The sequence below is a fragment of the Paenibacillus sp. B2(2019) genome (genome assembly GCF_008370385.1).
Taxonomy (GTDB): domain Bacteria; phylum Bacillota; class Bacilli; order Paenibacillales; family Paenibacillaceae; genus Paenibacillus_AQ.
This window is the reverse complement of the sequence record NZ_VTZR01000028.1, coordinates 110,933-123,616: the sequence shown is the minus strand read 5'-3', so window position 1 is coordinate 123,616 and position 12,684 is coordinate 110,933. Positions and strand designations below refer to the sequence as shown.

The following is a 12,684-nucleotide window of genomic DNA, read 5'->3' as shown; positions in this document are numbered from 1 at the left end:
TAGTACAGTTGTGGAAAGTTTGGGATCAGGCGTTACAGTATATTGTTACGATTGAAGACGTTTCTCCAGTCTTGACCATACAGGCAGGTAACATAATGGCAGTGCGATTAGCGAGCATACTACATTAAAAATAGTCTGTGCATGGGCGATTTGTGAGGCGGCTCCTCCGCCAATCCATGCAGCAGTTGCTTGTAGGGGACCGATTAGAGGTAGGAACAGTAGCGCACCGCCTACATTGAGCGCAACATGCGACCAAGCGACGAAGACGCCGGAAGATGAGCCGCCGATGGAAGCAATGACTGCCGTGACGCAGGTACCGACATTAGCACCGAGCACGATGGCTATGCCGAGCTCTGGCGGCATGGCACCCGAGGCGGCAATACCCATGGCCATGGCTATAACTGCTGCGCTGCTATGTAACAGGGCAGTTAAGCAGGCACCTGCGGCGAGTCCCCATAGGGCACTTGTGGCGGCATGATTCAGGAACCAGAGGAATAGGCCACTCTCTTGAAGAGTTCCGCCGATGGATTGCATGACTGCGATTCCCCATAAGACTAGGGCGAATCCTGATACAGCCAGGCTGATGAATTGCAGCGGCTCTGATATTTTCCGGCACAGTGCTACCGCCCGTGACGTATGTGGTAACTCGCCTGCTATAACCGCAGCTGCCCACAGACTCAGCGAGGCAGCCAGCAATGGGGAGGCCATGGAATTGATCTGAAGTCCGATCAGTTCTGTGGTCAAAGTAGTGCCGATGTTGCTACCTAAGATAATGCCTAGTGTACGAGCATAGGTGAGCAGGCCGGCATTCACCATACCGATCGTGAGCACAGTTACAGCCGTGCTGCTCTGAAGCAGGGCCGACAGCAAGCTACTTGCAATCATTCCTTTGATTGGTGTAGAGGTAGCCTTATTAAGGCTTCTAGTCATCAGAGGGCCTGCGAGCTTGGACAACGCTGTTTCCATTAGCTTCATGCCAGCCAGAAAAATGACAAGACCATATATAATAGGGAAAAGCAGATCACGGAACATTGGGCATACTCCTTTGGACGAGGGTTGTACACCAATATATGAAAGTAACGTGTAGGACATGTATAAAATCATCTTTAGAGAAACAGGGAGTTGAAGTCATTGGCATCGGTTATTTTAGAACGCAATCGCAAAAAAAGATTAGAACAGGGCCATCCATGGGTCTACGCAGGTGAAGTTGCATCAGTTGAAGGAAACCCAGAAGCAGGGGGATTAGTAGATGTCCTAAATCATCAAGGTCGGTTTTTGGCCGTGGGCTATTACAACCCAGCATCGCAAATCCGGGTAAGAATTGTATCGCAGGGATCACTGGCGATCATGGATACAGCTTTTTTCGTAGAACGGTTTACGAATTGTCTGCAACATAGAGAACGTTTCCTCCCTGGGGCAGATGCATATCGTTTGGTTTATGGTGAGGCGGACTTTTTGCCAGGGCTTATTGTGGATCGGTTCGGGGATATTCTGGTTGTACAACTCCTTACACTCGGAATGGACAAGCGCCGTACAGAGATTGTTGAAGCACTTTTACAGGTTATGGCACCGCGTGGTATTTATGAACGCAGTGATGTTAGCGTGCGCGAACTGGAAGGGATGGAGCAGACTACAGGTGTGCTGTACGGGGAATGCCCGCGTCATGTTACCGTAAGTGAGAATGGCCTTAAGCTGGTAGTAGATATCGAAGAGGGCCAAAAGACAGGCTACTTCTTTGATCAGCGTGAGAATAGAGCATCCATTGCCCCACTCATGAAGGGCTGGGGAGGACGAAGTGGCATTACGCTGCAAGAAATCGAAGCAGAAGATGGCTCATTACAAACTTTGCCGGTAAACAAGAGTGGTAAACACGTAACCTTCCCTTATTGGGATGGTGCTACTGTGCTGGAATGTTTCTCGCACACTGGCAGCTTCACTCTGCATGCTTGCAAGTATGGCGCGAAAAAAGTAACCTGCCTTGACGTTTCCGCTCATGCCATAGAGAGTGCCAAGGTCAATGTGGAGCTGAATGGCTTTAGTGATCGTGTGGAATTTGTAGTGGATGATGCGTTTGCCTACCTGCGCAATCAGGTAAAAGGTCTGGAGGAACGTTCGGAGCGGGCGACGATTGCAAGCGGAACGGAATCAACAGTAGCGTCTACAAATGCTAAATCCGGAGGCAAAACAATCAAAACGGATACCTCCAAGCCGATGACAGCAGGTGGAGGTAAAACTTGGGATGTAGTTATCCTAGACCCTCCAGCGTTTGCGAAAACTAAAAGTGCAGTAGCAGGTGCTTGCCGTGGTTACAAGGATATCAATCTACACGGCATGAAGCTGGTGAACGAAGGCGGATATTTGGTTACTGCAAGTTGTTCTTACCACATGCAGCCGGATCTATTCCTTGAGACGATTGCCGACGCAGCTAAAGATGCAGGTAAAGTATTGAGACTTGTGGAATGGCGTGCCGCAGGCAAAGACCATCCGCAGATTCTAGGCGTTAACGAAGGACATTATCTGAAGTTTGCGATTTTTGAAGTGCGGAGTAAGAAATAAGCTGGCTGTTCATATATAGGTAATGGATTTTAATCCGTAAAAGGAGTCTTCGATCGAGGCCTCTTTTTACGGATTTTTTGCTATGTTCTAAGAAGAGTAGGATTCGGGATTAACAAGGTATGTCCGCTTAGTCCGAAAGGTTGCCAAAACAGCACGAAATTCATGAATAGCGACTCCTGAATCCGAATGTAATCCAGAAAGTATAAGCCGCTGTAATGCGGCTTATACTTTATTTTGATGGAAGTCACGATCAAGCTTAATTTTGGGCCTCGGGTACATCATAAGATAATCGATTTACGGGTCGGATCAACAACTTTATCAAGGTGATTTTCCATTACAAGAGGGATATTTTATCGGTCATAGGCCGGTGGAATAGTCGAAGAGGTAGGACCAGAAGTTTCAAAAGTGAAACAGGGGTTATCCCTTTCAATATTGTATCTGACTTCATACGATCCAATATTTAACTACTGGCTACTCAGAAAATTGTAAGGTAATATCGCCGTTATTTGTATAAGCAGATAATTTTTTCGAACCATTCTCTTTATTGGCAGGCAAATTGCTATCTCCTTTCTTTACCTTGCTTAAGATCGCGAAATCATCATATGACCCTAGAATTGAACCGCTAATATTTCCGTTTTTTGTTTCAAGGGTTATAGCCGTCCCTACATTCAATTTGTCCAGTTGGATATTTCCGTTATTTATGTTTACTTCCACTGTCCCTAAAAACACGATTGTCGGTAATACAATACTTTCATTTGATGTTTTTAAAGTCAAATTTTTCAAAGTTGCATCAGGTATCGATACCTGAATAGTTCTGGTTACTTGCGAGCCTTTTCCTCCGATATAGTCGTTCCATTCCTTATTACTGTCACTTACCATTGACAGTTCTTTATCGTCAGATAGATCAATCTTGTAAAAATCTTTCTCACTTTCATAGTAAACAATATGAATTTGTTCATCTTTAGATTGGAGGATATTTATTTTTTTGTCCTTTACATCAATTGTTAAGGTATCAATCTTTTGGGCAGGTATGATGTAATTTTTTTCCTCCATGGAAGTGGAGTCGGAGGAACATCCTGCTAATGATATCAATAGTGTCACCAATATGCCTATAGTAGTTAGTAATTTTTTTGCAGTACTTTTCATTGTAAAATGCTCCTTCGTTAAATCATTTTGTTTTTAATATAGCCAGTCCTACGAATGCCAATCCTAAGCTGCTATACAGACAAATTCCGATATGCAACAAAGCATTAGAGTAATACATGATTTAGTTCTTCATGTTTGCCTTTCTCTCTGGTAATAAATTCATTTTGTATTTCGTTGCGTTTATGAGTCGCATATGTTTTAATCATCATAAACTTTTGTGTTACAAAAAGGTCAAGAGGGTAGATATGAACAACTATTTTACAATTAAGCAAGCAGCAGAGATCGTAGACATGACCACTGAGACCTTGCGGCACTATGATCGTATTGGATTAGTCAAGCCATGCCATAAAGATGAATTGTCGGGATATCGATACTATTCCGAGCAGGAGCTCGTAAAGCTGCAAACCATTGAACTGCTCAAAGCAATGGATCTTACTTTAATGGATATTAAAGATATTTTGCAGCAGAATGATCTCTCTAAAGTAATTGCATTTCTAAAACAAGCAGAAAAAAGAGCAGACGATAAAATTGCTCGTCTGCAGTATGCAAAATCGAAAATTAAACGTGCCTATCTACATTATGAAAATAAGTTCCAAGACGGTTATAGTCAAAGTGAAAATTACTTTGTCAGACACATAGAGGAAAGGGTAATTATGCTTTCGAATAAAATGGAAAGCCCCACACTTAAGAATTTATGGGACTATCACAGACATTTCTATCAACAAATTGAAACGTCTCTGCATTCACAATTTCTGTTTGAAGATATGGCAGGAATGTTCACGACTGAAGGAATAACACGATTATTTGCTGTTTGCTTGAAATATCCGTCTTTAGAGGGGCTGACTGTGCTACCAGAAGGGGACTATCTGTGTGCAATTTGTACCGAAGAGAATAAGAATGCTGTATTACAAAATTTACTTGAAAGGGCAAAGACGGAATACGATGTGTGTCCAGATTTTGTTCTTCATAACATTATTGTGACTGGAATATTGCAGTGGGATTATCAGATACAACTGTTCATTAAGAAGGAAAAGAAAAATGTTTGATTGAAAGTCGCTAATTTAGCGGCTTTTTTTTATTAAGGAATCATGTTTCTTGCTTAACAAACTAGAAATACTAAACAGCAAGTCACCAAAATACGATAGTTGCTGTTTACTTCGTAGCTTTTTTATTGTAAATCATTAGAAAATACTAGCAAACGCATGTTCTGATATGTGCAGCTATGCTATACTGAGGGGACGAGGAACGGCTGAACTTTTTCATTTGAACATTATCAAACGGTGAGTATTTCACCTTGTATCATATACATTTTCTCCGCTACGGAAGGAGTCTATCATTTATGTCGGTAACCTTTTTACTAGGCCGCTCTGGTAGTGGCAAGACAACAAAAATATGGGAGTCTATCTCATCTTCATTAGAGAAGGAGCCTCTTGGCGCGCCAATCATTATTCTTGTACCGGAACAAGGTTCCTTTGGAGCAGAACGGGGGCTTCTGACCGTAGGGAATGTGAAGGGGAGTATTCGGGCGCAGACACTGAGCTTTTCTCGGCTTGCCTATCGAGTGAAACAGGAAACTGGAGGCAGCGCTAGTTTGCCTATCAGTGAAGAAGGTAAAAAGATGTTGATTTACAAAATCATCAGTCGCCGTAAAGAGGAATTGAAATTGTTCGGTGCCTCTGCTGACAGACCGGGTTTTGTGGAACGGTTGAATCAACTGCATACGGAGATGAAGCGTTGCTGCTTGGCTTCCTCTGATTTAGAGGAGCAGTTATCCGCAATGCGAGGCGCTATTGCAAGAAGTCCTATTCTTGAAGGCAAGCTGGATGATTTACAGTTGGTATTCAGCGATTTAGAGAAGGAAATGTCACGCCTCTATATCGACGAAGAGGATCGTTTAGCGGAATTAGCTGAGCATATTCCTGATTCCTCTTACATTCGCGGGGCGGAGATTTGGGTTGATGGGTTCCACGGCTTTACCCCGCAGGAATTCGTAGTGCTTCGTGAATTGATGCAGCAAGCATCGAAGCTGACCGTGTCCCTTACACTTGATCGTTCGTATCCCTATGGAGATCAGTTGAATGAGCTTGAATTGTTTCACCCAACTGCGGTTACTTACATTAAACTGCGTGGAATAGCTGAAGAGCTAGGCATTGATGTGTGGGACGAGCTTCTGGAGCCAGCGGTTCTTCCGCGTTTTGAAGAAAGTCCTGTTCTTGCTCATCTCGAAAGGGGATATGACCGCCGAAAGGTCTGGATGGGTGCAGATGAACTGGCAAATGAAGCGATATCTATAGGCGCAGCAGTTTCTCACAGAGCAGAGGTTGAGGGAGCACTGCGTGAAATGATCAGACTGGCGCGAGATGAAGGTGCAAAATATGGTGAAATGGCCGTATTGATGCGTAATATTGGAGATTACGAGCAACTGATTAAACCGTTGTTCCAAGATTACGGAGTACCTTTTTTTCTGGATCAGAAGGTAAATGAGCTGCACCATCCATTGGTAGAGTTTGTACGTTCCGCATTGGATGTGGTGCGTCGACGCTGGCGCTTCGAGGATGTATTCCGCTGTGTAAAGACAGAGCTTTTGCTACCGCTGGACGGTAGTATTACGCGTGAGGATATGGACGCCTTAGAGAATTATGTGCTGGCTTGTGGGATTCAAGGGTATCGCTGGACGGATGGCCGTTCATGGAAAGGGATCCCTAGCTTGTCGCTGGAAGGCGGCAGACAGATGGATGAAGAACTGCTTGCTACAATGGAGCGATGCCGTGCTAGTATAACTGGTCCTCTATTTGCTTTTGAGAAACGGATACAGAAGAGTAGAAGCGGCCTTGAACTATGTACCGCAGTGTACAAGCTGCTTGATGAGACGGATGTTGCCCGAAAGCTGGAGAAACTTAGTGTCGGTGCTATGGAGAAGGGGCAACCCGAGAAGGCTAGAGAACATAGTCAGCTGTGGGGTGCAGTGCTTGATCTGCTAGATCAGATCGTCGAGATGATGGGCAACGAGAGACTTGAATTTGATGTGTTCACCGGAGTCCTAGAGACAGGACTTGCTGAGCTTAAGATGGGACTTGTTCCTCCCGCGCTCGATCAAGTACTGGTTGGTAACATGGATCGGACTCGACCAACGGGAGTTAAATACGCTTTTTTGCTTGGATTTAATGAAGGTGTTGTGCCTGCGCAGTTTAAGGAAGATGGAATTCTCTCGGAAGGCGAACGTTCTATGCTTGAGAACGCCGGTATGGAGCTTGCTCCTGGTGCTTCTCGTAAACTGCTGGACGAGCGGTTTTTGATCTATAATGCGCTAACGACAGGAAGTCGAAAGCTCTGGATTAGCTACGCCACTGCTGATGATGAGGGTAAGGCGCTCCTTCCCTCTGAGGTAATCCGTCATTTGCATAGAATGTTCCCAAGGGTTCATGAGCACAGCTTGGCAGCACTTCCCCCTGCAGGACTACCAGAAGAAGTCAGAGATTCCATTCACCTCGGTTACATTGGTCATCCAGAACAAAGTCTTCGTGCATTGATTATGCAGCTACGCCAGTGGCGTCAGGGGACGGAGATACCTGAATTATGGTGGGATGTGTATAACTGGTTCGCTGCTGATGATAATCGTAGTCTCGAATTGAAACGTCTGCTCAGTTCATTGTTCTACCGTAACGTGGGAACGAAGCTAAAGCGTGGAACAAGCCTTAGATTGTACGGTGGATCGACACTGCGAGGCAGTGTGTCCCGGATGGAGAAGTTTGTTGCTTGCTCCTTCTCCCATTTTGCATCTTACGGACTTAGACTGAAGGAACGCCAGCTATATAAGCTGCAAGCACCTGATATTGGACAACTGTTCCATGCTGCATTAAGTGATATGGCGGTAAGACTGAAAGAAGAGGGCCGCGGCTGGGGAAGCTTGTCTCCAGAGGAATGTCGGCGTGAGGCAAGTGAGACGGTAGAACGTTTATCGCCGATGCTGCAGGGTGAAATTCTGATGAGCTCTAAACGTTACGGATACATCTCACGCAAGCTAAAAAATATTGTTGGACGTGCTTCTGTAATTCTGGGCGAGCATGCCCGCCGAGGCAGCTTTGAGCCGGTAGGGCTGGAGCTGGATTTTGGTCCGGATAAGGAGTTGCCTCCTTTAAGAATTACGCTGCCGAATGGCTGTGTGATGGAGGTTGTTGGGCGGATTGACCGTGTAGACATGGCCCGTGGAGAGAATGGAATTCTTCTGCGAGTGATTGATTATAAATCGTCTCAAAAAGATCTCAAACTGCATGAAGTGTACTATGGATTATCACTACAGATGCTGACCTATCTGGATGTGCTGCTTACGTATTCGGAGCAATGGCTCGGGCAACCGGCGCTTCCAGCAGGGACACTGTATTTCCACGTACATGACCCACTGTTAACCTCATCTAACGGGATGAACAAGGAACAGGCAGAACAAGAATTGCTGAAACGCTTCAAGATGAAAGGACTACTTACAGCAGACCGCGAGGTAGTATCCCTGATGGATACGACTTTAGACAAAGGGTATTCTTCTATCGTGCCTGTAGCAGTAAAAGCTGATGGCAGTTTTTATAGTAGTGCTTCTGTAGCTACACCAGAGCAATGGGGACACTTATTATCATCCGTTCGGGGAACGATCTCGGATATCGGGACACGCATTACGGAAGGTGATGTGGCGATTGAGCCATACCGGATTGGGCAAGAGACAGCCTGCACATTCTGTTCCTTTAGACCCGTCTGCCAGTTCGATGAAGCCGTGGAAGGCAATGGCTACAACAATCTGGGTAAGCCAGGGAAGGACGTTATTTGGGATCTGCTGTCCCGAAAAGGAGGAACTACACCGTGAGTATGAAGTCTGAAATAGAAGCGAAACCGGAAGGAAGCATATGGAGTGATGACCAGTGGCGCGCCATCGCTGAGAGCGGTGATGATATCCTCGTTGCCGCGGCGGCAGGTTCCGGTAAGACAGCGGTACTTGTAGAACGGATTATTCGCAAAATCAGCAAGGAAGAGAATGGCTTTAGCGTAGATAGATTGCTGGTAGCTACGTTTACCAAAGCTGCTGCTGCCGAGATGCGCCAGCGGATTAGGGAAGCACTAGATCGGGAGCTGGAGGAGAATGGAGAGAATGACCATTTACGCCGTCAGCTGTCGTTGCTCGGGAAAGCCTCGATTACAACACTACACTCCTTCTGTCTGGAAGTGATCCGGCGTTACTATCAGATTATTCCTATAGACCCTGGTTTCCGTATCCTGAACGAACATGAAGCAGAGATGATGCGGCAGGAGCTGCTTCAAGAGCTGCTGGAGGAAAAATACGGTGAAGTAGGTGAAGATGGCGCGGATAGCGTATTTGTACAGCTTGCTGACTGGTTCAGTGGTGAACGCAGCGATGATGCGGTACATGCGCTCATACAGCGACTGCATGATTATGCCCGCAGCCATCCTTGGCCAGAGCAGTGGCTTCGTGATACCGCAGCTGATTTCTCATTACCAGACACAGATAGCTTAGGTCGAACTCCTTGGGTGCTAAGTATTCTTGAAGAAGCGAAGCTGACCCTTGCGGGTGCAGCCAGTCAGCTTATCCAAGGCCGGGAGATCGCGCTACAGCCGGGTGGTCCGGCGCCTTATGCCGAGAATTTGACGACTGACCTTGAGATGGTAAATGCATTGCAGGAGGCTGTGAATGAACGGCCATGGGCAGAATTATATGATATTTTCATGGAAGTATACTTTGGAAAATTGAAAGCTTGTAAGAAGGATTCGACAGATCCTGGACTGCAGGAAATGGTTAAAGAACTGCGCGATAGTGTGAAGAAGAGTATTTTAGATCTTCAGAAGGCATTGTTTGGCCGTCCTGCAGATGTTTTTTTGAGAGAACTGAACGAGGCGGCTCCTCTTATGGCAGAGCTTGCTGAGACGGTGATAGCGTTCGGTGAACGTTATCGAATCGAAAAAGCAGGACGGGGTCTCGTCGACTTTAGTGATTTGGAGCATTATTGTTTGCAAATTTTGCGCCATCCAGATTCTCTACCAGGCCATTCCCTGCCTTCTGATGCAGCGATGGAGTACCGTGCCCAATTCGATGAGGTTCTGTTAGATGAATATCAGGATACGAATAGTGTGCAAGAAGAGATTGTGCGGCTTATCTCCCGCGAAACACCTGGTAACCGATTTATGGTCGGAGATATGAAGCAAAGTATTTATCGGTTCCGTCTGGCAGAGCCGGGGCTGTTCCTGGATAAATACCGTAGCTTTGGCTCTAAGAATGCCGGAGGTGGCAGCAATACAGTTGGCGAATCCGAGTTAAGTGAGTTATCTGAGAAGCCTAATGAATCGTCCCGCGGTTCGGTTATCGATCTAGCCCGTAATTTCCGTAGTCGTATGGAGGTTGTAAATGCCGTAAATATGATTTTTCGGCAGATTATGAACGAGACAGTGGCGGAGATTAATTATGACGAACGTGCTGAGCTTGTGTATGGAGCGAATTTCCCGGGTGCAGCAGAGAAGGGGCCAGATACTTTTTTTGCACCAGAGCTATTATTGATCGATCGCGGAGCGGCAGCAGGTAAAGTAGAGGAGACTGAGGACGGTGAGACTCCACTTCAGGAAAGCGAAGCTATTGAAAGTGAGACTGCGCAACTGGAAGCACGGGCGATTGCTCGCCGCATTTCACAGATGACTGGCCTGAATGGCGGATCTCCGCTGCTGATTTATGATAAAGGGCTTAAGATTATGCGCCCAGTGATTTATGGTGATATCGTGATTTTGCTTCGTTCGGCGAGAATATGGACCCCTTTAATTATTGAAGAGCTTCGGATGGAGGGAATCCCTGCTTACGGGGATCTGAATAAAGGCTATTTTGAAGCTACAGAAGTAGAAATTGCACTCTCACTCTTAAAAATAGTCGATAATCCTCAGCAGGATATTCCACTCGCTGGTGTGCTTCGTTCACCTGTTGTTGGTTTAACTGAAGAGGAACTGGCTAAAGTTCGGATGTACAGCCATGGTTCTTTCTATCATGCTGTACAAATGGCAGCGAACATGCAAGATGCAAACGAAGCTGAGGAAGAATACGATCTTTTCTCGGCTCATGTGATAGAAACAGCAAGTGCAGCGGAAGAGAAAGTTACCTCAGATAATAATGATGAAATCATTAATGAGGTGGAATCTGGAAGTGGAGCTTTACCGCAAATCAGCCTAAAGCTGAAGCATAAGCTTAAGAATTTTCTAGAACGGCTTGAAAGCTGGAGAGATGCGGCTAGACAAGGCAGTCTCAGTGACCTGATCTGGCGTATTTATGGTGAGAGCGGCTACCTGGAATGGGTTGGAGGCTTGCCTGGAGGGTCACAGCGACAGAACAATCTTAAAGCTTTGTATGATCGGGCTGTTCAATTTGAGAATGATACTGCGGCGCGTGGGTTGTTCCGTTTTCTGGTGTTCATTTCACGGCTTCGTGAGAATGGCGGAGATCTTGGTGTAGCTGGTGGTGGCGGCGAAGAGGGCAATGGGGTCAGAATTATGACCATCCATAAATCCAAAGGCTTAGAGTTTCCTGTTGTTTTTATAGCGGGTATGGCGAAGCAGTTTAATCGACAGGATTTGCATTCTCCTTTCCTGATGCACAAAGAGCTTGGCTTCGGGCCACGTTTTGTGGAGCGGGAAACACGGGTCAGCTACCCTACGCTTCCTTATTTGGCTATTAATCGTCGTACACGACTTGAATTGTTGGCGGAGGAAATGCGGGTATTATATGTAGCTTTAACTCGTCCGAGAGATAAGATGATTCTAGTAGGCACCGTAAGAGATTTGCCACGCAAAATCGCTAGCTGGAGCAGTGTGCAGAATCGGGATGAGCTGTTGCTTGCGGATCATTTACTAGCCCGGGGACGCAGCTATCTGGACTGGGTTGGACCGGCATTGATCCGGCATCCGGCGGCGGCTATTCTTCGGAAGCTAGGCGGCTCTGAAGGCACAGTCTCGACAGTGCTGCACAGCGATGTCTCGAACTGGAGCATCAGTGTGCAGAATGCTTCCGAACTGAATTCCGGGGCGTTCCTTCCTTCGGATAACTCAGAGGACAAAGCAGAAGAACGTCAATCTGTACTCAAGGCGCTGCAAAAAGGTGAATCTGTAAGTGTCTATGGATCAGTGAATAGCGATGAAATTGCTAGAAGACTAGAATGGCCCTATCCGTTTGCGGCTGCCTCTGGTATTCCTGCCAAAACCTCTGTTACAGAGTTAAAATCTTTGTTGTCGATGCAGGACCAGCCTTCTTATGATCTCCTAGAGGAAGGTGGCTATCCTGTCACCTCAACAGAAAACAATAAACGTACAGATGTGGCAGGAGCAGACAGTCTGCACTTGCGGCGTCCGAAATTTATGGAAAAGCGCAGTCTAACCCCAGCGGAGCGCGGGACAGCCTACCATACGGTTATGCAGCATATTCCGCTGGAGGGTTCTGTTGATCCTAAAGTTGTGGAAGAAACATTAGCCCGTTTGCAGAGATTAGCTATTCTAACTGCTGAGCAGGTGGAGACGGTATTCCCCGATCAGATAGAGACTTTTTATACGAATGAACTTGGTCGTAGATTAATAGATTCTTCTTGGAAGCTTAGAGAAATGCCGTTCAGTTATATGCTTCCCGCAGGCGAGGCTTATGGAGGGCTCGATTATATGAATAAAGCCGTCACAGAGCTAAGCCATGGAAATAATAATGAAGGCTTTAGTGAAGGAGTGCTGATCCAAGGGGTCATTGACTGCCTGTTCCGCGAAGAGGACCGGATTGTTCTGTTAGACTATAAGACGGATTCTGTTTTAGAACATCAGGGTGGGTTAGAAGCGCTTAAGGAAAAATATCGTTTTCAGCTAGAGTTATACAGCAAGGCATTACATGATATTTTGGGAGAACCGATCAGCGAGATTTGGCTGTACTTTTTTGATGGCGGACATGCTGTGAAATTATAAATCTATTCA

6 protein-coding genes and 1 pseudogene are annotated in these 12,684 nt (G+C 46.1%); 5 read left to right on the top strand and 2 right to left on the bottom strand.

Going from position 1 to position 12,684, the window contains the following annotated elements:
- Positions 1-45: 45 nt before the first annotated feature.
- Complete coding sequence (locus PAENI_RS28820; RefSeq protein WP_149647621.1) at positions 46-1,032, bottom strand: Na/Pi cotransporter family protein; 987 nt, start codon at positions 1,030-1,032, stop codon at positions 46-48.
- A 99-nt stretch (positions 1,033-1,131) separates the two neighbouring features.
- Between PAENI_RS28820 and PAENI_RS28815 the strand changes: the two genes are divergently transcribed.
- Positions 1,132-2,556 carry a class I SAM-dependent rRNA methyltransferase gene (locus PAENI_RS28815; protein WP_149647620.1) on the top strand — a complete coding sequence of 475 codons (1,425 nt, stop codon included), beginning with the start codon at positions 1,132-1,134 and terminating at the stop codon, positions 2,554-2,556.
- Between the two features lie 289 nt (positions 2,557-2,845).
- Positions 2,846-2,973: pseudogene (locus PAENI_RS32810) on the top strand (alcohol dehydrogenase catalytic domain-containing protein); the annotation flags it as partial.
- A gap of 54 nt (positions 2,974-3,027) precedes the next feature.
- On the opposite strand, the gene PAENI_RS28805 reads toward PAENI_RS32810, so the two are convergent.
- On the bottom strand, positions 3,028-3,702 hold the full coding sequence (locus tag PAENI_RS28805) for a DUF4097 family beta strand repeat-containing protein (RefSeq protein ID WP_149647619.1): 675 nt from the start codon (positions 3,700-3,702) through the stop codon (positions 3,028-3,030).
- A 245-nt stretch (positions 3,703-3,947) separates the two neighbouring features.
- On the opposite strand from PAENI_RS28805, the gene PAENI_RS28800 reads away from it, so the two are divergent.
- The 3 genes from PAENI_RS28800 to addA all read left to right on the top strand — a co-directional run bounded on the left by PAENI_RS28800 (position 3,948) and on the right by addA (position 12,675).
- Positions 3,948-4,748, top strand: coding sequence for a MerR family transcriptional regulator (locus tag PAENI_RS28800; RefSeq protein ID WP_188114731.1), 801 nt, complete (start codon positions 3,948-3,950; stop codon positions 4,746-4,748).
- Between the two features lie 293 nt (positions 4,749-5,041).
- Complete coding sequence (addB, locus tag PAENI_RS28795) at positions 5,042-8,554, top strand: helicase-exonuclease AddAB subunit AddB (protein WP_149647617.1); 3,513 nt, start codon at positions 5,042-5,044, stop codon at positions 8,552-8,554.
- A 2-nt stretch (positions 8,555-8,556) separates the two neighbouring features.
- Entirely contained in the window at positions 8,557-12,675 is a 4,119-nt protein-coding gene (gene addA / locus PAENI_RS28790) for a helicase-exonuclease AddAB subunit AddA (RefSeq protein WP_149647678.1), read from the top strand.
- The last annotated feature ends 9 nt before the right edge of the window (positions 12,676-12,684 follow it).

Bases quoted from the DNA above. Each gene is read 5' to 3' on its own strand.
- PAENI_RS28820 (WP_149647621.1), bottom strand. From the start codon at position 1,032: ATGTTCCGTGATCTGCTTTTCCCTATTATATATGGTCTTGTCATTTTT.
- PAENI_RS28805 (WP_149647619.1), bottom strand. From the start codon at position 3,702: ATGAAAAGTACTGCAAAAAAATTACTAACTACTATAGGCATATTGGTG.
- PAENI_RS28800 (WP_188114731.1), top strand. From the start codon at position 3,948: ATGAACAACTATTTTACAATTAAGCAAGCAGCAGAGATCGTAGACATG.
- addB (WP_149647617.1), top strand. From the start codon at position 5,042: ATGTCGGTAACCTTTTTACTAGGCCGCTCTGGTAGTGGCAAGACAACA.
- addA (WP_149647678.1), top strand. From the start codon at position 8,557: ATGAAGTCTGAAATAGAAGCGAAACCGGAAGGAAGCATATGGAGTGAT.